Genomic DNA, 19,401 nt, shown 5'->3' with positions numbered 1-19,401 from the left:
GGTTTCAGCGGAGCCGCAGAAGATTTCATGAAACATCGGCCATCATTCACGGCTCGCGGAGCGCGCCGGTATCCGGAAGCCCGCGTATTGCCACCCTCCGGCCTTTGGATTACGGGAGCCCGGAATCGGGTGATCGAGGCCCACCGTGACGCCGTCATCGACGCCCCTGGTCCTTCCCGTCGGCACCCTTGCCCGGCGCTCGTCCCCATCCTCCGAGCCCCTGCCGCAGCCTTCCGCCACGTCGATGGGCGCGGGCAGGAGAGCGGACGCAAGGCCCCCGGTATCCGCTGGGGAAGACACCGTCCTGGAGACCTGTTTTGGCGTCTGATCCTTTGACGTCCGTTCCTTCTGCGTCCGCCCCCTCGGCGCCCGGATCCGCGAGCCGGCCCACCGGCGCTCCCGCGCTGGCGAAGGTGGCCACCGGCATCGACGGGTTTGACGCCATCACTTTCGGCGGCCTGCCGAAAGGCCGGCCCTCGCTGGTCTGCGGCGCGGCCGGCTGCGGCAAGACGCTGTTCGCCACCACCTTCCTCGTCAACGGCGCGACCCGCTTCGACGAGCCCGGCGTGTTCATGAGCTTCGAGGAGCGCGCCGAGGATCTCGTCGCCAACGTCGCCTCGCTCGGCTACGACCTCGATCGCCTGGTGGACGAGGGCAAGCTCGCCATCGACCACGTCCGCGTCGAGCGCTCCGAGATCGAGGAGACCGGCGAGTACGACCTCGAAGGGCTGTTCATCCGCCTCGGCTTCGCGGTGGATTCGATCGGCGCCAAGCGCGTCGTGCTCGACACGATCGAGACGCTGTTCGCGGGCTTTTCCGACGAGACGGTGCTGCGCGCGGAGCTGCGCCGCCTGTTCGGCTGGATCAAGGACCGCGGCCTGACCGCCATCATCACCGGCGAGCGCGGCGACGGCCAGCTCACCCGCCAGGGGATGGAGGAATACGTCTCTGACTGCGTGGTGCTGCTCGACAACCGCGTCGAGGACCAGATCACGACGCGGCGCCTGCGCGTGGTCAAGTATCGCGGCTCGGCCCACGGCACCAACGAGTATCCGTTCCTGATCGATGCGGACGGCATCAGCGTCCTGCCGGTCACCTCGGCCGACCTCGACTACCGGATCGCCGAGGGCGTGATCTCCACCGGCATCCCCGGTCTCGACGCGATGCTCGAACCCGGCGGCTTCCACCGCGGCACCAGCATCCTGATCTCGGGTGAGGCCGGCACCGGCAAGACCATGATCTCGTCGAGCATGATCGACGCGGCCTGCGCGCGGGGTGAGCGCTGCATGGCCTTCGTGTTCGAGGAGAGCGGTCACCAGATCGCCCGCAACGCCCGCTCCATCGGCCTCGACCTCGCCCGCCACGTCGAATCCGGCCTGCTGCGGTTCGAGGCGGCGCGCCCGAGCCTCTACGGGCTGGAGATGCACCTGGCGCGCATGCACCGGGACATCGACCGGTTCGAGCCCAGCCTCGTGGTGATCGATCCGCTCTCGGCGCTGCGCGGCCCGCCGGCGGAGCTGCAGGCGACGATGCTGCGCATGATCGACATGCTGAAGAGCCGCGGCATCACCGCCGTCTTCACCAGCCTGCGCGAGGACGGCGAGATCGATCACGACAGCGCGATCGGCGTCTCCTCGCTGATGGATGCCTGGATCAAGCTCCTCAACGTGGAGGCCAACGGCGAGCGCTCACGCACGCTCTACGTCATCAAGGCCCGCGGCATGCGCCACTCGAACCAAGTGCGCGAGTTCGCGATGTCGGGCGAGGGCATCGCCCTGATCGACGCCTATATCGGCCCGGCAGGCGTGCTGACGGGCACCGCCCGCGTCGTGCAGGAGGCGGCGGAAGCCGCCGCCGCCCTGCGCCGCGAGCAGGAGAGCCACCGCCGGCGACGTGATGCAGAGCGGCGGCGCCAGTCCCTGGAACGCCAGATCGACGAACTCCGGGCCACCCTGGAAGCCGTGGAGGAGGAAGAGGCGGTGCTGGTGAGCGAGGACGAGATGCGCGAGGCGGTGCTGACGGGCGAGCGGCGCATTCTGGCCGCGCGACGGGGAGGCACGAAATGAGCGGGGCCGGACCGATGTGTGAGGACGGCGAGGGCGGTGCCGACGCCGCGATCGACGAGGGCCACTACCACCTGCGCCTCTACGTCGCCGGGCAAACCGCCAAGTCGCTGACGGCGATGGCCAACCTCAAGCGCTTCTGCGAGGAGCACCTCGCCGGCCACTACGACATCGAGGTCATCGACCTGATGAAGAACCCGCAGCTCGCCGCCGGCGACCAGATCCTGGCGATCCCGACCCTGGTGCGCCGCCTGCCCGCGCCGCTCAAGCGGATCATCGGCGACCTGTCCAACACCGAGAAAGTGCTGGTCGGCCTCGACATTCGTCCGAAGGCGGACGGGCTTTGAACGGCGGGGGCAGCATGGGCGGCGGGCGCACCCGGTTGCGCCTCTACGTCGCCGGCACCTCGCCGCGCTCGACCCGCAGCATCGAGAGCGTGCGCCGCCTGTGCGAGCGCCGGCTCGAGGGGGCGTGCGACCTCGAAGTGGTCGACCTCTACCAGCAACCGGCGCTCGCGGGCGCCGACGGCGTGGTCGCGGCCCCGACCCTGGTGCGGCTCTCCCCCCTCCCCGCCCGGCGCATCGCCGGCGACCTGAGCGACGAGCAGCGCGTCCTCGACGGCCTCGAGCTCGCCGCGCTCGCGCCGGCGGATCCGCGCGAGACCGTGAGCGGGGGTGCCGGTGAGCGCTGAGGCCCTGAGCGCTGAGGCCCTTGCCGAGGCGCAGGCGCGCATCCGCGAACTGGAGTCGCGGCTAGAGGAAGTCGAGGACACCCTCGCGGCGATCCGCCGGGGCGATTTCGACGCCATCGTGGTCGAGGGTCCGGCCGGCGAGCGGCTGGTCTACACCCTGGAGAATGCCGACCGGCCCTACCGCGTGCTGATCGAGCAGATCCAGGAGGGTGCCTTCACCCTCGGGCCCGACGGAACGCTGCTCTACTGCAACCGCCGGCTCGCCGAGACCCTGGGCACGCCGCAGGAGCGCCTGATCGGCCAGCCCTTCGCGCGCTTCGCCGCCGGGGGCCAGGACGCGGCGCTCACTGCCCTGATCGCCCAGGCGGCGCAGATGCCGGCCCGCGGCGAGATCGCCCTGTGCGACGAAGCGGGCATCGAGCGCCCGGCCTATCTCTCTCTGAGCCGCCTCGACGGCGACGGCGACACGCTGCTCCTGTGCGGCGTGGTCACCGACCTGACCGCCGAGCGGCTGCGCCTGCACGAACTCGCCGAGGCCAATGAGCGCCTGCGCGCCGAGGTGGCCGAGCGCGAGCGGATCGAGGACGCCCTGCGCCAGTCGCAGAAGATGGAGGCGGTGGGCCAGCTCACCGGGGGCGTCGCCCACGACTTCAACAACCTGCTCACCGTCATCAAGTCCTCGACCGACCTGCTCAAGCGCTCCGACCTCGCGGAAGAGCGCCGCCGCCGCTACGTCGACGCCATCTCCGACACAGTGGGGCGCGCCGCCAAGCTGACGGGCCAGCTCCTCGCCTTCGCCCGGCGCCAAGCCCTCAAGCCCGAGGTGTTCGATGCCGGCCGCGGCGTCGCAGCGGTAGCCGACATGGTCGGCACGCTCACCGGCGCGCGCATCCAGGTGAAGACCCTGATCGAGCCCTGTTTCGACGCGGCGGGCGAGCCCTATGCCTGCCTCGTGGAGGCCGATCCCAGCCAGTTCGATACCGCGCTCGTCAACATGGTCGTCAACGCCCGCGACGCCATGGACGGCGAGGGCACGCTCACCATCCGCGTCGGCCATGCCGGACAGATCCCGGCGCTGCGCACCCATCCAGCGGTGGCCGGCGACTTCGTCGCCGTGTCGATCTCCGACACCGGCACCGGCATCGCGCCCGCCGACCTGTCGCGGATCTTCGAACCGTTCTTCACCACAAAAGGCGTCGGCCAGGGCACCGGACTCGGCCTGTCCCAGGTGTTCGGCTTCGCCAAGCAATCGGGCGGCGACATCGCGGTGGAGAGCGTGCTGGGAGAGGGCACGACCTTCACCCTGTTCCTGCCCCGCGCCAAGCTCGCCCCGACCATGCCGGAAGCCGCCGACGAGCCCGAGCCGCTGGCGCCGGGCCACGGCACCTGCGTGCTGCTGGTCGAGGACAACCGCGAGGTCGGCGCCTTCGCCACGCAGGCGCTTGCCGAACTCGGCTACGGCACCGTCTGGGCGATGGATGCGGAGCAGGCGTTGGCCGAACTGGCCCGCACGCCGGAGCGCTTCGACGTGGTGTTCACCGATGTGGTGATGCCCGGCATGAACGGCGTCGAACTCGCCCGCACGATCCTGGGGCAGAGGCCGGGCATGCCGATCGTGCTCTCCTCCGGCTACAGCCACGTGCTAGCCGAGGACGGACGCCACGGTTTCCCGCTGCTGCACAAGCCCTATTCGGTGGAGGATCTCTCCCGCATTCTGCGCCGGGCGATCCAGCGGCGCGGCAGCCGGGCAAAGTGATTGTCCCTTTTCCCGCAGAGACTTGCATCGCGGGCAAGAAAAAAGGCTCGGATCGCTCCGAGCCTTGAAGGGAAAAGGCCATTGGGGGCTGAACTGGCCTTCGTGATCGGATAATGCGCGACGGCTCGACCGGTTCCGCAAGAAAGTTCAAAAAACTTCGGGCGAAGGGTTCGCGCTTCCGCGAGGTGCGGCGGCACGCGGCAGACCCTCGAAAAACATGGTCGGCAGGCTCCGGCGGATCGCGCCAGTCCGGAGGCCCGCGGAATGAACAGGGTGATACGCTGGCTGCTGCGGACGCTGGGTGGCGTCGCCGCGCTCTTGATCCTGAACGGAGCGATCCTGCTGGGGACGTGGATCGTCCTGCGCAACATGACCTTCACTGATCCGTTCGCCGAGCAGATTGCGGCCCATTATCGTCGCTCGATACCGGCGGAGATCGACATCACGTCGATGGTCGCCCAAGGATCGGATGCGACCCTGATCGACCTCATCATTCCGGTCAGACGGGAGGGCTGCGGCGGGGCTGCGTTTCAGCTCTCCGACGCGGCGGCCGCCCAGATCACGAAACAGGGTCTCGCGTTTCTCGGATCGGCCCGGATCGGGCGCGGCTACAAGAATAGCCCCGAGGAGTATTACGCGACCTATCAGCCCTGGCAGGAGACGCCCGTGCCGAGCACGTGGATGGGTGACGGCATTTGGGCGGCAGGGTTCGGATGTTTGAAGGACGATGCCCGTCACTTCGACGCCGACGCCGTCTACCGAGCCGTTCGTAAGCCGGGCGCCTACTTCACGACCGGGCCGGAGAAAGAGCTTCTGATCATCCCGCGCCTGCGCCTCGTGGTGCTCACCTACTTCGGATGATCGTTCGCGGAGCCGAGCAGCTCTGCCGCGGCAGGCGGTGAAGGCTCTAGCGCGGAGCCGCCGCCCGGCGCAGGCGGTCGTTGATCGCCTCGCCTAGCCCCGCCTCCGGCACCGGAACGACGGCGATAGTCGGCGCGCCGGAGGCGTCGAGCCGGCGCAGGGCCCCGAACAGCCGGGCAGCGGCCTCCGCCGGATCGCCGCGCTCGCTCAAGGATTCGGCCGCCACCGCTCGCTCCAGCCCAGCCGGGCGGAACGCGCCGAACAGCAGCACCGCCTCACCCGGTTCGATGCGGGCGGCGTCGAGCCGTACGCCGGCCCGCGGGGCGTAGTGCGAGGCGAGCAGGCCCGGCCCCACGGGCCGCGAGCCCGGATCGCCGGCCGCCTCCGGGTCAAAGCCGAGGACGGCGGCCAGAGCCTGCCGTGTCACCCCGCCGGGGCGCAGCAGCCGGGGTGCCCCGCCGAGGCAGGCGACCACGGAGGATTCGACCCCGACCGGGCATTCGCCACCATCGAGCACCGCCGCGATGCGCCCGTCGAGATCGCTCAGCACGTGCTCGGCGCTGGTGGGACTGACCCGTCCCGAGCGGTTGGCCGAGGGCGCCGCCAGCGGCCGCCCGACCCGCTCCAGCAGCGCGCGGGCGGCGGCATGGGCCGGCACGCGCAGCGCCACGGAGTCGAGCCCGGCACGCGCAAGATCGCAGACCGAGCCGCCGGGCGCCGCCGGCACCACCAGGGTCAGCGGCCCCGGCCAGAATGCTTCCGCGAGCCGAAGGGCGGCTTCGTCGAACACGCCCTCGGCCCGTGCGGCCTCGATCGTGGCGACATGGGCGATCAGCGGGTTGAAGCGCGGACGCCCCTTGGCCGCATAGATCGCGGCCACGGCCTCCGGATCGGTGGCATCGGCCCCGAGCCCGTAGACTGTCTCCGTCGGTAGGGCGACGAGGCGCCCCGCCCCGATCAGCGCGGCCGCCTGCGCGAGGCCGTCCGCGTCGGCGGCCAGGCGCAGCGTGGGGATGGTTGACGGTGGGGCGTCCATGTCGGAGTGGATGCGAGGAAGAATGGCCGGCCGTAGCCTCTCTGGCCGCAAGCCGTCAAACGGGATCGCCGCCCCCTTCAACGCGCGGCGGGAGGAGCGGTGAACCGGTCATGAGCTATCGCGCGCCCGTCGAGGAGATGGCCTTCACGCTCCGTCACGTCGCGGGGCTCGACGCCGTGCTGGCGCGCAGCGGAGCCGAGATCGGCCCGGACGACGCGCTCGCCATCCTCGAAGAGGCGGGCCGGTTCGCCGCCAACGTTATCGCCCCCTTGAACCGCGTCGGCGACCGCCACGGCACGCCGTTCTCGGACGGGACCGTCACCACCGCACCGGGCTGGGTGTCCGCCTACCGCGCCTTCGTCGAGGGCGGCTGGAACGGCGTGCTCGCCGCCCCCGACCATGGCGGCCAGGGCCTGCCGCACCTGATCGCCGCCGCCTGCACCGAGATGTGGAACGGCGCCAACCTCGCTTTCGGCCTCTGCCCGCTGCTCACCGCCGGCGGCATCGAGGCGCTGGCCGCCCACGGCTCCGACGACCTGAAGGGCCGCTATCTCGAAAAGCTCGTCTCGGGCGAGTGGACCGCGACCATGAACCTGACCGAGCCGCAGGCGGGTTCGGACCTCTCCGCTCTGCGCACGCGGGCCGAGCCCAACGGCGACGGCAGCTACCGGATCACGGGCGCCAAGATCTACATCACCTACGGCGAGCACGATCTTGCCGACAACATCGTCCACTTGGTGCTGGCCCGGCTGAAGGACGCGCCGGCCGGCACCCGCGGCATCTCGCTGTTTCTCGTGCCGAAGGTGCTGCCGGACGGGCGCCGCAACGACCTGCGATGTTCGGGCATCGAGCACAAGCTCGGCATCCACGCTTCGCCGACCTGCTCCATGGCCTTCGGTGACGCGGGCGGAGCCACCGGCTGGCTGATCGGCGAGGAGAACTGGGGGCTGGCCTGCATGTTCACGATGATGAACTCGGCCCGGCTCAATGTCGGGCTGCAGGGCGTCGGCGTGGCGGAAGCGGCCTATCAGAAGGCCCTCGACTATGCCCGCGAGCGCCGCCAGGGCCGGGCGCCGGGCGCGCCCGAGCCGGTCAGCGCCATCGTCGCGCATGCCGACATCCAGCGCATGCTTTTGACCATGAAAGCCTACACGGCGGCGGCGCGCGGCATTTGTTACCTCACCGCGCAAGCCCTCGACGCGGCGCACGGCCCCGAGGGCAAGGCGGCACATGACCGTGCCTCCCTGCTGACGCCGGTGGCCAAAGCCTTCTCCACCGACATCGCCAACGAGGTGACCTCGCTCGGCGTCCAGATCCATGGCGGCATGGGCTTCGTCGAGGAGACGGGTGCGGCCCAGCTCATGCGCGATGCCCGCATCCTCGGCATCTACGAGGGCACCAACGGTATCCAGGCGATCGATCTCGTCACCCGAAAGCTGCCGCTCGACGGCGGTGCCACGGTCGGTGCCCAGATCGCCGCGATGCGGCGGGTGGCGGAGGGCGTGCTGAAGGACGGCGCACCCGGCTTCGGCCTCACCGCGCCGCGGCTTCGCGAGGGCATCGGCAGCCTCGACCGGGCGACGAGCTTCCTGCTGAAGGCGCTCGCCTCGAACCGGCCGCAAGAGGCGCTGCCCGGCGCGACGGCGTATCTGCGCCTGTTCGGCCTCGTTCAGGGCGCGGCCTGCCTCGCGACCGCCGGGCTCGCCGCGAGCGCCGCGCTCAAAGCGGGCGAGACCGATCCGGCCCATGCCGCGCGCATCGCGCTCGCCCGCTTCTTCGCCGAGAACCTGCTGCCGGCGGCCGGCGGCCTGGAGCAGGCGATCCTGACCGGCGGCGACTTCGCCGACGATCCTGCCTTCGCGCTCGCGGGGTGAGCGCGGTTATCGCGCCGCGGCCGGCCCGTATCCGGCGAAGAAGACCCGGACGGCTTCCGCGACCCGGTGGGCGATCTCCGCCTCGCCGGGCGCCGCGCCGGCGTTGAACAGCAGGCGCGTCAGCATCCCGGCCTGGCAGAGCTGGAGGAAGTGCTTGGCGGCGAGGTCGGTGTCGTCGGCGGCGAGGCGCCCGGCCGCGACCTGCGCGTCGAGATAGGCCCTGAGCCGGCCGACGCCGCAGGCCGGGCCGGCCTCGTAGAAGGCCTGCCCGAACCGGGGAAACTTCTCGCAGGCGCCCATCACCATGCGGATGATCGAGACGTGCTCCGGCCGCGCCATCATCGCGAGATAGCTGGTGCCGAGCCGCGTCAGCACCGCGCGCACGTCCGGGTCGTCCTCGTCGAGCCGGAACAGGTTCTCGGCCAAGCCCGCCTTCGCCTCGGTGGTCAGGGCTTCGAACAGCGCCTCCTTGCTATCGAAGTAGACGTAGAGCGTGCCCTTCGAGACGTTGGCCGTCTTGGCGATCTCGCCCATGCTGGCCCCGTCGAAGCCGGACGCCATGAAGACCTGCCGCGCGCCCTCCAGAATCTGCCGGCGCTTCTCGCTCTCGCCCGAAGAGGACGCCTGAGAGGTTCCCTGCGGAGCCGCCTGCCCCCGATCCTGTGTCGCCGCGCTCGCCATCGCCTGAACCCGCTGACCCTGAATTGCCCGCATTGACCGAACCGTTCAGTCAGTGATAGCTAGCCTTCGAATGAGGGCGGCGTCAACTCGACCCGTTCAGTGACCGAACGGTTCGGTCAATACATGTCTGGGATGTCAGCCATGTCGCTTCGTGAGGATGCCGGCCGGTCCGAGGCTGCGCTCGAGACGGCCGAGGTGGAGCGGGCCGAGGCCGGCCGTTCCCCGGCCCTGCGCCCCGCCTCCATCACCGAGCCGGTGCCGCCCTCCCCCGCCAAGCCCCGGCGCCCGCTGCGGCGCGCGGTGCTGGGGCTCGTGCTCTGTGCGGCTCTCGGCGGGGGCGCCTATGCCGGCTGGGATTGGTGGACGGTCGGGCGCTTCTTCGTCAGCACCGACGACGCCTACGTCCAGGCGGACATCTCGGTGCTCGCCGCCAAGGTCTCGGGCTATCTCGCGGCGGTGCCGGTGGTGAACGGGCAGGCGGTCAAGCGCGGCGACGTGATCGCCCGGCTCGACGATGGCGATTACCGTCTCGCCCTGAAGGCGGCGCAAGACAAGCTCGCCACCCAGGAGAGCACCATCGCCCGGATCGGCCGGCAGGCCGAGGCCGCGCAGGCGCAGGTGCTGCAGAGTGCGGCGCAGATCGATGCCGCCAAGGCCGACGCGGTGCGGGCGAGCGCCGATTACGCCCGCGCCACGGGGATGCAGGCCGACTACGTCGCGAAATCCCGCCTGGATCAGGCGAAGGCCGACCGCGACCGCACCGAGGCGGCGGTGAAATCGGCCGAGGCGGCCCTCATTGCGGCACGCGCCAATGTCGAGGTGCTGCGGGCGCAGGGGCGCGAGGCGGAAAACCTCGCCGCGGAACTGCGCACGGCGGCCGACCGCGCGCAGCGCGACCTCGACTTCGCGGTGATCCGCGCGCCCTTCGACGGCGTCGTCGGCAACAAGGCAGTGGAGGCCGGCGCCTACGTCGCGCCGGGTTCGCGCATCGCCGCCCTGGTGCCGCTGCAGAGCGTGCGGGTCGATGCGAATTTCAAGGAGACGCAGCTCGGCCGGGTCCGGCCGGGGCAGGAGGTCCACATCCACGTGGACGCCTATCCCGACCGCGACATCGTCGGCACGGTGGAATCGCTCTCGCCCGCCTCCGGCTCGGTCTTCAGCCTGCTGCCGCCCGACAACGCCACCGGCAACTTCACCAAGATCGTCCAGCGCCTGCCGGTGCGCGTCCACGTGCCGGAGGCGGTCGCCCGCGAGGGCCTACTGCGGCCGGGCCTGTCCGTGGTGGTGCGGGTCGATACCCGCGCGGGCGCCGACGCGCCGGTGCAGAAGCTTGCTGCCCGGCGCTGAGACTCCAGCCGGTCAGAACCATTCGTCCCGCCCGCGACCTCATCCTGAGGTGCCGCAGCGAAGCGTAGGCCTCGAAGGATCCTCCAGATCCCACGCGATCCCTGGAAGATCCTTCGAGGCCCGCTACGCGGCCACCTCAGGATGAGGTCGCGGGTGGGACCAATCCCCGAACCGTCTTCCGAGGCGCCCCATGGCCGCCACCGCGACCCTCGCCGTAAACCCCGTCGCCGACCCGCCCATCGACCGCCGCCGCATGGTGGCGTTCCTGTGCATGGTGTTCGGGATGTTCATGGCGATCCTCGACATCCAGATCGTCTCGGCCTCGCTCAACGAGATCCAGGCCGGGCTCTCGGCCTCGGGCGATGAGATCCCCTGGGTGCAGACGAGCTATCTCATCGCCGAGGTCATCTCGATCCCGCTCTCGGGCACCCTGTCGCGGGTGCTCTCGACGCGGTGGATGTTCTCGATCTCGGCCGGCGGCTTCACGCTGATGAGCCTGATGTGCGCCACCTCCTCGTCGATCGGTGAGATGATCGTCTGGCGTGCCCTCCAAGGCTTCATCGGCGGCGGCATGATCCCGACCGTGTTCGCCGCGGCCTTCACGATCTTTCCGCCCTCCAAGCGCTCCATCGTCTCGCCGATGATCGGCCTCGTGGCGACGCTGGCGCCGACCATCGGCCCGACGATCGGCGGCTACCTCACCGACCTGTTCTCCTGGCACTGGCTGTTCCTGATCAACATCGTGCCAGGCATCTTCGTCACGATCTCGACCTTTCTCCTGGTCGATTTCGACCGGCCGAACTTCGATCTGCTGAAATCCTTCGACTGGGCCGGCCTCGCCTTCATGGCGGGCTTCCTCGGCTGCCTCGAATACGTGCTCGAAGAAGGCCCGAACCATGACTGGTTGCAGGACGAAGCGGTGTTCGTCTGCGCCATCGTCTGCGCCGTATCGGGCTTGGCCTTCTTCGCGCGCGTCTTCACCGCGCGCCAGCCGATCGTCGACCTGCGTGCCTTCTCCGACCGCAACTTCGCCGCCGGCTGCGCAGCGAGCTTCGTCCTCGGCATCGGCCTCTACGGGCTGACCTACCTCTATCCGGTCTATCTCGCCCGCGTGCGCGGCTACTCGGCGCTGCAGATCGGCGAGACGATGTTCGTCTCGGGGCTGTGCATGTTCGCCACCGCGCCGATTGCCGGAAAGCTCTCGGCGAAGCTCGACCCGCGGGCCATGATGGCGATCGGGTTTTCGGGTTTCGCCGTCGGCACCTGGATCGTCACCGGACTGACCAAGGACTGGGATTTTGACGAGCTGCTGTGGCCACAGGTGCTGCGCGGCTGCTCGCTGATGCTGTGCATGATCCCGATCAACAACATCGCGCTCGGTACCCTGCCGCCGGAGCGGATGAAGAACGCGTCCGGTCTGTTCAACCTCACACGCAATCTCGGCGGAGCGGTCGGACTCGCCCTCATCAACACGATCCTGAACGCCCGCTGGGACCTTCACCTCGTGCGTCTGCACGAGCGCTTCACCTGGGCCAACGGCGCGGCGCTGGAGCGGCTCGACGCCATGCGGCGCCAGTTCGAGGTATTCGGCGGCGACGCCAACGGCATGGCGCTGAAGGCGCTCAACAACACCGTGCGGATTCAAGGGCTGGTGATGGGCTTCGAGGACGTGTTCCTCGTCCTCACCGTGCTGTTCTTAGGCATGGCCTGCGCCACGCCGCTGATCCGCCGCCCGCGCGGGGCCGCGCCGGCGGGAGCGGGGCATTGAGGGCCCTCCTCACGCCGCCTTCGCCCCCGCGGCGCGGTCGGGGATGACGATGCGGAAGCGCGCGCCGCCCGCCGTCTCGTCGAGGCAGAGGGTGCCGCCGTTCAGGCGCACCAGTTCCGAGGCGATGGCGAGGCCCAACCCCGTGCCGCCGGCCCGGGTCGAGCCCTGGAAGGCGGCGAACAGGTTGGCCTTGGCCCGCTCGGGCACGCCGGGGCCGTTATCGGTCACGAGGACCGTGACGGAACCTGCACCGGGCGGTCCGACGCGGATGCCCTCGATCAGAACGGTGCCGTCCGCGGTCTTGGCCGCCGCATGGGCCTGGACCGCGTTGCGCACGAGGTTGGTCAGCGCCCGCAGAAGCTGCTCGGGATCGACGTCGATCTCCAGATCCGGCGCCGCGCGGGTCTCCACGCGGAGGTGGGCGGCCGGCATCAGGTCGGCGAGGTCGGTCAATTCCTCCAGAAGAGGGGCGAGCGCCACCATGCGCCGCTGCGGGTTCGGCTCCGTGGCGCGGCCGTAGGCCAGCGTCGCCTCGCAGAAGCGGATCGCCCGGTCCAGGGTCTCCACGAGGCGCGGCGCGACGCGCTGCACCAGCGGGTCGGAGACGCTTTCCAGGCGGTCGCCGAGAAGCTGGGCGGTGGTGAGCAGGTTGCGCAGCTCGTGGTTGATCTTGCTCACCGAGAGGCCGAGTTCGGCCAGCCGCCGCCGCTGGCGCAGCTCGCCGCCGAGCGCCACCTGCATCCGGGCGAGCGCGGTCTCCGCCTGCCCGATCTCGTCGGTGCGCGCCGAGCACGGGGCGATTCGATCGGTCCGCTCGGGGTCGTCGGCGAAGGCGGCGATGTCGCGGGCGAGCCGGACCACCGGCCGCACGATCGCCCGCTGAAGTACGAAGAAGACGAGCCCGGCCGCCAGCGCCGCGATGATGAGGCAGGCCACGAGCAGCCGGAGCGAGAAATCGGCCAGAGCCGCCCGCAGCGGGCCCTCGTCGAGCAGGACCTCGACCGCGTCGAACCCGTCCTGCCCCGGCCCGATCGCCCGGATCGGTGCCTCGGTAGGAAGGAACAGCGTGCGGAAGGCACCGCCGACCGAACCCGTCAGGCCGCGCTCGCGCAGATCGACCGTCTCGGCGACGGCGGTCGGCGCCGGCCCGTCGGTGAGGTAGCGCCACGTGTCGCCCACCCGCACGGCGATGGCGCGGGCGCCCACCCCCATCAGCAGGCGCCGGGCGGTCTCCTCGGGGACCTGCCCCTCGGGAGCGGCGTTCAGCACCAGGGCGGCCACCCGCGCCGCCGCGACCCGGTCGGACAGCCGCGAGAGCCGGTAGGTCGCCACCGCCGGAACGTAGATCAGGATCTCGGCCAGGACGACGAAGGCGACCGTCAGGAGGAACAGACGGCCCGACAGCCCCAGCCGCCCGAGCCAGGCGAGGGCGCGCGAACGCGACGGCGGCGGGCCGGCCGATGCCTCGATGTGCCAGGGCAGGGCGGCTTTTGCCGCCGGATCATTCTGAGCCACGTCCACCGGCTCTGATGGCCGGCCAGGAAACGGAAGGCGGGGCCGTTTCAAGCGTCACCCGTCGTTGTGTCGTCCAATCGCAATCCGAATGGTGCGCCTTTTGCCGGCCTCCCCAAGCCGCACAAGTTGTACGGCCGTCCGACGACGCGCGCTATTCGCTTGTGCGCAAGTCTTATGCGCGAAGCGTCCGCCGCTCAAGCCGTCGGCGCAGATAAACTGTCAAAAGAGCAAACCCTGCCAGAGCCGCCAGCGCCGCCACCATTCCGGGCGTCACCAGCGCGCGCAGATTGATGCCTTGCGAGCAATCCATTCCTCCCGCGGCGAGGCAGGCCGCCTTTGCCGCGTCGCGCGTGGACAACATGTCCTCGAGCCCGGCGCCGAGCCCGGCATAGATGAAGGCACCCGGCGTCAGCCCGAGCAGGGTGGCGAGCGCGAAGGTACGCAGCCGCACGCCGAAGGCCGCCGGGGCGATGTTGGTGATCCAGTAGGGAAAGATCGGCAGCAGCCGCAGGATCAGGATGTAGCCGAAGCCGTCGCGGCGGAAGCCCTCGGCGAAGCGCCCGACGCGGGGGCCGGCCTTGCGCCGGATCAGGTCGCCGGCGGCGTAGCGCCCGACCGAAAACACGATCGCCGCCCCCGTCGTCGACGAGCCGATGGCCATCAGGGCTCCGGTGACGGGGCCGAACAGCAGCCCGGCCAGCACCGTGAGCACCAGGGTGGCGGGCAGCGAGACCACGACCGAGCCGACATAGACGAGGCAGGCCAGCGCGATCGCCCGGACCCGGTCCTCGGCGATGAGCGACTGGAGCCAGACCCGCGACTCGGACAATTGATCGAGGTCGAGGATGCGGGCGCCGCCCGAGGCGAGGATGCCGACGGACAGCGCAGCGAGGACCAGAAGCGGGAGCCAGCGCAGCCAGGGCCGGCGCGCCCCCGATGTCTCGGGCCCGGCTTGCCGCTCACGCGATCCATCATCCGGCCGACCGCCCTCGCCGCCCCCTGGCGTCATCGACCTGCCTCCGCCGGACGGTGTTCGCGTGCTCGCAAACGGTTGCGCATCGTCCTTCTCCGGAAGCCGGCGACCAGCTTTCGAGGCGATGCTTTAGGCCGTTGGTTTTCCATCATCTTTTACCGAAAGCCGGTGACCACCTTTCGGGATGATGCTCTCGCCTTCAGCCCGGCTTGCGCATCCGCAGGATCTTGAAGAAGCCGCCGGGGAAGGTCGGCGCGAGACCGACGACTTCGACGCCGTTGCGCCGGGCCCAGGCCTCGATCCGAGTCGCCTTGAAGTCGGAGGACCAGCCGATCTTGGTGCAGAGCGGTGCAACGATCTCCTCGACCCGCGCCACCGGACCGTTCGACTGGCCGAAATGGTTGGCGAGCACGATGCCGCCGCCGGGGCGCACCACGCGCAGGAATTCGGAGAGCGCGGCCTCCGGGTTCGGCACCAGGGTGATGAGGAACTGCGCCACCACCGCGTCGAAGCTCGCATCGGCGTAGCCGAGGCGGCAGACATCCATGACCTGGAGACCCTTGACGTGGGTCAGCCCCTTGCGGCGGACTTTTCCGCGGGCGCGCTTGAGCATGTCCTCGGAGAGATCGACGCCGCAGACGAAGCTGTCGCGCGGATAGTAGCCGAGGGACAGGCCGGTGCCAACGCCGGCCTCCAGCACCCGCGGCCCGTGGGCGACCGCCGCCTCGACGGCGGCGCGGGCGGCGGGCTCGGTGAGCTTGTCGTAGACGACGTCGTAGACCGGTGCCCAACGGGCATAGGCCTTGCGCATCAAATCGGTGGTCGGCCCGGCCTCGGGCGCCCGCTCGCTCAGCATGTAAAAGTCACCCTTCCCTCTTTTCGGCCTCAAGCGCCGGCAGCCGCCTCCGCGGCTTTGGCTCTCGCCATTCCACTTCGCATCGCCTCTTCCCGAAAGCCGGCGACCACCTTTCGAGACGACGCGCGAGACGCCTCGGCGAGGCCGCTCCGCATGCGCTCTTCGCGCCTGACAAGCGGCACAATCGCTCGAAAAGCGATTGCAGGGTTTAGAAAAACCTGAATCCGCGCGGCGTGAAACACCACCATCAGGCCGCCTCGGCGGCGCCTGCCTGCAACGCGCCGATGCGCCGGATGGTGCCGCCGCCGAGCACCTGCGCGCGCGGGCCGTCATCGGCGTAGATCACGCAAGCCTGACCCGGCGAGACGCCGTCCTCGGGCGCGACCAGCTCGACCTCGGCACAGGCCTCGGCCGCGTTCCACGACAGGCGCGCGGGCCGCGGCTCGCGGGTCGAGCGGACGCGCACCGCCACGGGGCGCTCGGTGATGTCTTCCGGGATGCCGTCCCCGAGCCAGTTGAGGTCGGTGAGCCGAATGCGGCGGGTGGCGAGCGCCGCGCGCGGGCCGACCACGACGCGGGCGGTCTCAGGCTCCAGCCGTACCACGTAGAGCGGCTCGCCGACGGAGAGCTTGAGGCCGCGGCGCTGGCCCACGGTGTAGTGAATGATGCCCTCGTGCTCGCCGAGCCGGCGACCGTCGAGATCGACGATCTCGCCGGGCCGGGCCGCCTCGGGCCTCAGCTTGGCGATGATGTCGGCATAGCCGCCCTGCGGCACGAAGCAGATGTCCTGGCTGTCGGCCTTGTCGGCAACGGCGAGGCCGAGTTCGCGAGCGAGCGCGCGGGTCTCGTCCTTGGGCCGCTCGCCCAAGGGAAAGCGCAGGTAGGCGAGCTGCTCCGGCGTCGTGGCGTAGAGGAAGTAGCTCTGGTCGCGGCCCGGATCGAGGGCGCGGTAGAGCGCGCGCCCGCCCTCCGGCCGCGCCCGGCTCGCCACGTAATGGCCGGTCGCCAGCGCCTCGGCGCCGAGGTCGCGCGCCATCCCGAGCAGGTCGCGGAACTTGACCGAGCGGTTGCACTCGACGCAGGGAATCGGCGTCTCGCCCGAGAGGTAGCTCTCGGCGAAGCGGTCGATCACCGATTCGCGGAAGCGGTCCTCGTAGTCGAGGACGTAGTGCGGGATGCCGAGCGTGTCGGCCACCGCCCGCGCATCGTGGATGTCGCGGCCGGCGCAGCAGGCGCCCTTGCGGTGAGTCGCCGCGCCGTGATCGTAGAGCTGGAGCGTGACGCCGACGACGTCGTAGCCCTCGCGCTTCAACAGCCCGGCGACCACCGACGAATCGACGCCGCCCGACATGGCGACGACGACGCGCGTCTCGTGCGGGGGCTTCGGGAGATCCAGCGAGTTCATGGCCGGTGATGCGGGCCGGTTGCCGGCCATTGGCGGAGCCTTCGGGCATGCGCCGGCCGGCAGGGACCGGGCGCATCGTGCGGATGTCTATAGCGATCCCGATCCGGAGTTTCCAGGGATGGTGCGGATGAGAGCGGGCCGAGGGCTCGCGGCGCTCCCGCGCCGGGCCGGCAAATACTGCCGGGCGGACGGCAGATCCGGCCGGGCCGGAGGGCGGCGGCGCCTTCGCCTTCAAATTTTCCCGATCCATACCAGAGGCTTAGAGAAAACGCTCCGGTGGCGCGCCGTTTGCTGTGCCCTCCCGCGTCTTCGGCTCCGGAAGATTAAGGACGGCATCGTGGTTTCGCGCTCAGATCTGGCGGAGGTGTGGTTCAGGCAGGTCCCGCGGCCCGCCTCGTCCGCAGCGCGGGGGAGCGAGGGCACCCCACGCTTCAGTCTCGAGGCCGCGGAGCGGAAGCCTGCGGCTCCGGTCCGGCCCGCCGCCCGCCGCGACGAGACGGCGTCCGCCCGCAGCGATGCCGGCCGGGCGGACAAGATGACGGCGGCGAGGGCCGAGAGCGCCGCGGCTAAGGCTGCCAGGACCGAAGCCGCCAAGACCGAAGCCCTCAAGACCGAAGCCCTCAAGACCGAAGCCACCAGGACCAGAACCGCCAAGGCCGACGCAGCCGAGAGCGGGCGGGCCGGCGCATCGCCGGAAAACCGTGCGCAGTCGACCTCCGCCCGCAACAAGCCGCCTCCCTCCGTTCCTACGCGGGACGGCACGGATGCCGCCTCGGCGCGGGCACCGGGCGCCGCCGATTCCGCCTCGCAGGGGCCGGACAGCCCGGCCGAAGGCGAGACCATAAAAGGGGCGGCGCAGGAGGCGGCTGCCGAAGGCGTGGCTGCGCAAGAGGCGGGGGCCGTCGTCCTGTCCGAGGACGAGACGCGGGACGAGACCGATGCGGCGGCACCGGACGCCCTCGATCCCGCCGCCCTCCTCTCGCCGCCCCCAGCCCCCCCTCCCCCCATACCGGCGCGGCCCGCCGCGACGACGGATGGGGCGGCGGACGAGGGCCGTATCGGCGCGGGTGAACCCGTCGCGGGCGGGCCCGGCGAAGCGGCGGCAACCGGACAGGCCGCCAAAGCCGATGCGGCCGCGGCATCGGCCTCCGCCGCGGCGGGCACGGCCGGCTTCGAGACGGCACTCAACGGGACGCAGACCGCCTCGGCGCCCGCTCCGACCGGCGTTGCGGGCCCCCTCCCCCCACACGGCAGCAGCGGTCTCGGCGCCGCACAGGGAGCGCAGGCGGCCCAAGCCACGGACGCCGCGGCAGCAGCGGCTCCGCCCGCGACACCGCCGATTCCCCTGGGCGCCGTGCCGATGACGATCGGGCTGCGCTCGCTGTCGGGCATGAACCGCTTCGCGATCCGCCTCGACCCGGTCGAACTCGGCCGCATCGACGTGTCGCTCGATCTCGACAAGGCGGGCGGCAAGGCGCGGGCGCATCTCGTCGTGGATCGCCCCGAAACCCTCGCCCTGCTCCAGCGCGACGCGGGCTCGCTGCAGCAGGCGCTGGCGCAGGCCGGTTTCGACGTCGGCGCCGAGGCGGGCGGGATCGACCTGTCCCTTCGCGGCGAGACGGGATCCCAGGGCGGCCGGGACGGCGAATCCGCGCCCCGCGGCGGCTCCGACCGCGGACCGGGCGGACGGGACGACGGCCCCGCTTCCCTCCCCGCTCCCCTCGACCCCGCCTCCCTCCGGCGCCTGCGTGCCGTCAGCGGCCTCGACATCCGAATCTAAGGGAACGCCATGGCCTCCGGGATCACGAGCAGCACCAGCATCACCGCCACCGGTGCCGCCTCGACGACCGACACGAAGTCGATCGCGGGCAACTTCACGCAGTTCCTGACGCTGCTCACCACGCAGCTCAAGAACCAGAACCCGCTCGACCCGCTCGACACCAACCAGTTCACCCAGCAGCTCGTGCAGTTCGCCGGCGTCGAGCAGCAGCTCAAGACCAACGCCTCGCTCGATACGATTCTGACGAACTCCAAGGCCGCCTCGGCCTCCTCCGCCTCCGGCCTGATCGGCCGGACGATCACGGCGGACGGCGCCAGCACCGACCTCGCCGACGGCAAGGCGAACTGGACGCTGACCCCGGAACGGCCCGCCGCCAAGGCCGTCATCACGATCAAGGGCAGCGACGGCACCGTGGTGGCCACGAGGACCACGACGCTGAAGAGCGGCGCGCAATCCTTCGCATGGGACGGCACCGCGACCTCGGGGCTCGCGGCCAAGGACGGGCGCTACACGATCACCGTCGATGCCCTCGATACGACGGGCACGCGGGTCAACGTCGACACCAAGGTGACCGGCACCGTGGACGGCGTCGACCTCAGCGGCTCTGAACCGGTGCTGACGATCGGCTCGGCGCGCGTCCCGGCCTCGAGCGTCAAAACGCTTTCCGCGCCAGCATCTTGATGCATTGCAGCATCGAGGAAAGCGAAATTGTCCACATCCGTTAACAACGAACGAATCGCATTCGAACGGCCGACTTCAAGAACTTTTAAGCGGACGCAAGTAGCTTCCCTCTCG

The 19,401-nt window shown here is 70.6% G+C and carries 16 protein-coding genes; 10 read left to right on the top strand and 6 right to left on the bottom strand.

Annotated elements, in window-relative coordinates:
* Window positions 1-413: 413 nt before the first annotated feature.
* The 5 genes from kaiC to LPC10_RS20935 all read left to right on the top strand — a co-directional run bounded on the left by kaiC (window position 414) and on the right by LPC10_RS20935 (window position 5,371).
* The gene (gene kaiC, locus LPC10_RS20955) at window positions 414-2,066 is read left to right on the top strand and encodes a circadian clock protein KaiC (protein ID WP_231344183.1); all 1,653 of its coding nucleotides are present in this window, start codon (window positions 414-416) and stop codon (window positions 2,064-2,066) included.
* Window positions 2,063-2,410, top strand: coding sequence for a circadian clock KaiB family protein (locus tag LPC10_RS20950; protein ID WP_370644582.1), 348 nt, complete (start codon window positions 2,063-2,065; stop codon window positions 2,408-2,410). The genes kaiC and LPC10_RS20950 overlap by 4 nt, the downstream gene beginning before the upstream one ends.
* 14 nt (window positions 2,411-2,424) lie before the next feature.
* The gene (locus LPC10_RS20945; protein ID WP_231344182.1) at window positions 2,425-2,754 is read left to right on the top strand and encodes a circadian clock KaiB family protein; all 330 of its coding nucleotides are present in this window, start codon (window positions 2,425-2,427) and stop codon (window positions 2,752-2,754) included.
* Window positions 2,744-4,510: an ATP-binding protein gene (locus LPC10_RS20940; RefSeq protein ID WP_231344181.1), complete on the top strand. Its 1,767-nt coding sequence runs from the start codon at window positions 2,744-2,746 to the stop codon at window positions 4,508-4,510. Before LPC10_RS20945 ends, LPC10_RS20940 begins: the two co-directional genes overlap by 11 nt.
* A gap of 264 nt (window positions 4,511-4,774) precedes the next feature.
* Window positions 4,775-5,371 carry a hypothetical protein gene (locus tag LPC10_RS20935; RefSeq protein WP_231344180.1) on the top strand — a complete coding sequence of 199 codons (597 nt, stop codon included), beginning with the start codon at window positions 4,775-4,777 and terminating at the stop codon, window positions 5,369-5,371.
* Between the two features lie 46 nt (window positions 5,372-5,417).
* Here LPC10_RS20935 and LPC10_RS20930 read toward each other — a convergent pair whose 3' ends face one another.
* A complete protein-coding gene (locus LPC10_RS20930; protein WP_231344179.1) occupies window positions 5,418-6,407 on the bottom strand; it encodes an L-threonylcarbamoyladenylate synthase in 990 nt (329 codons plus the stop codon).
* A 110-nt stretch (window positions 6,408-6,517) separates the two neighbouring features.
* On the opposite strand from LPC10_RS20930, the gene LPC10_RS20925 reads away from it, so the two are divergent.
* Complete coding sequence (locus LPC10_RS20925) at window positions 6,518-8,281, top strand: acyl-CoA dehydrogenase (protein ID WP_231344178.1); 1,764 nt, start codon at window positions 6,518-6,520, stop codon at window positions 8,279-8,281.
* A 6-nt stretch (window positions 8,282-8,287) separates the two neighbouring features.
* On the opposite strand, the gene LPC10_RS20920 is transcribed toward LPC10_RS20925, so the two are convergent.
* Window positions 8,288-8,962, bottom strand: a complete 675-nt coding sequence (locus LPC10_RS20920) for a TetR/AcrR family transcriptional regulator (protein WP_231347106.1) — start codon at window positions 8,960-8,962, stop codon at window positions 8,288-8,290.
* Between the two features lie 141 nt (window positions 8,963-9,103).
* Between LPC10_RS20920 and LPC10_RS20915 the strand changes: the two genes are divergently transcribed.
* Together LPC10_RS20915 and LPC10_RS20910 are read left to right on the top strand one after the other, a co-directional pair.
* On the top strand, window positions 9,104-10,309 hold the full coding sequence (locus LPC10_RS20915) for an HlyD family secretion protein (protein ID WP_231344177.1): 1,206 nt from the start codon (window positions 9,104-9,106) through the stop codon (window positions 10,307-10,309).
* 190 nt (window positions 10,310-10,499) lie between these two features.
* Window positions 10,500-12,077 (top strand): DHA2 family efflux MFS transporter permease subunit, encoded by a 1,578-nt coding sequence (locus LPC10_RS20910; RefSeq protein ID WP_231344176.1) that lies wholly within the window; start codon window positions 10,500-10,502, stop codon window positions 12,075-12,077.
* A 9-nt stretch (window positions 12,078-12,086) separates the two neighbouring features.
* Here LPC10_RS20910 and LPC10_RS20905 read toward each other — a convergent pair whose 3' ends face one another.
* From LPC10_RS20905 to mnmA, 4 genes are all read right to left on the bottom strand, one after another.
* Window positions 12,087-13,592 carry a HAMP domain-containing sensor histidine kinase gene (locus LPC10_RS20905; RefSeq protein WP_231344175.1) on the bottom strand — a complete coding sequence of 502 codons (1,506 nt, stop codon included), beginning with the start codon at window positions 13,590-13,592 and terminating at the stop codon, window positions 12,087-12,089.
* A 172-nt stretch (window positions 13,593-13,764) separates the two neighbouring features.
* The gene (locus LPC10_RS20900) at window positions 13,765-14,601 is read right to left on the bottom strand and encodes a TVP38/TMEM64 family protein (protein ID WP_231344174.1); all 837 of its coding nucleotides are present in this window, start codon (window positions 14,599-14,601) and stop codon (window positions 13,765-13,767) included.
* Window positions 14,602-14,764: 163 nt separating this feature from the next.
* Window positions 14,765-15,421 (bottom strand): class I SAM-dependent methyltransferase, encoded by a 657-nt coding sequence (locus LPC10_RS20895; protein WP_108941810.1) that lies wholly within the window; start codon window positions 15,419-15,421, stop codon window positions 14,765-14,767.
* A 247-nt stretch (window positions 15,422-15,668) separates the two neighbouring features.
* On the bottom strand, window positions 15,669-16,826 hold the full coding sequence (gene mnmA, locus LPC10_RS20890; protein WP_231344173.1) for a tRNA 2-thiouridine(34) synthase MnmA: 1,158 nt from the start codon (window positions 16,824-16,826) through the stop codon (window positions 15,669-15,671).
* 337 nt (window positions 16,827-17,163) lie between these two features.
* On the opposite strand from mnmA, the gene LPC10_RS20885 reads away from it, so the two are divergent.
* Both LPC10_RS20885 and LPC10_RS20880 read left to right on the top strand, forming a co-directional pair.
* On the top strand, window positions 17,164-18,606 hold the full coding sequence (locus tag LPC10_RS20885) for a flagellar hook-length control protein FliK (protein WP_231344172.1): 1,443 nt from the start codon (window positions 17,164-17,166) through the stop codon (window positions 18,604-18,606).
* Window positions 18,607-18,615: 9 nt separating this feature from the next.
* On the top strand, window positions 18,616-19,287 hold the full coding sequence (locus LPC10_RS20880) for a flagellar hook assembly protein FlgD (protein WP_231344171.1): 672 nt from the start codon (window positions 18,616-18,618) through the stop codon (window positions 19,285-19,287).
* Window positions 19,288-19,401 lie beyond the last annotated feature (114 nt).

The organism is Methylorubrum sp. B1-46 (assembly GCF_021117295.1).
GTDB lineage: Bacteria > Pseudomonadota > Alphaproteobacteria > Rhizobiales > Beijerinckiaceae > Methylobacterium.
This window is presented reverse-complemented; position numbering and strand designations above follow the sequence as displayed.